Origin of the sequence: Cupriavidus sp. SIMBA_020 (assembly GCF_046535395.1) — a bacterium.
Taxonomy (GTDB): Bacteria; Pseudomonadota; Gammaproteobacteria; order Burkholderiales; family Burkholderiaceae; genus Cupriavidus; species Cupriavidus campinensis.
The window spans coordinates 1-250 of record NZ_JAWRWU010001265.1 but is presented as its reverse complement, the minus strand read 5'-3'; the positions used below and the strand labels follow the sequence as shown (position 1 = coordinate 250).

1 protein-coding gene is annotated in these 250 nt (G+C 48.8%); it reads right to left on the bottom strand.

The window, feature by feature from the left end; all coding sequences use genetic code 11:
• Positions 1-250: hypothetical protein (locus tag SB751_RS33570; protein WP_410749442.1), on the bottom strand; the 250-nt coding region annotated here is incomplete at both ends.

Genomic DNA, 250 nt, shown 5'->3' with positions numbered 1-250 from the left:
CCATGAAAAGAGTAGGATCCATCAGCTCGCGTGCCAGACTGGCTGGAGGATACAATACGCCACTACAACCAGTGGGCATCAGCGAATAATTTGGTTCTGCACCGCTTACTGGTCCGCGCTCGTAAATTCTTTTATAGGAATCGACAGTGCCAGTTCGGTCCAGATTGAGGTCATGACCACGATAGCAAACGATACAACCCGGGTTGTCTTTACTCGCATCGAGGAGATTCTTCAGCCATTTATTAGGGTA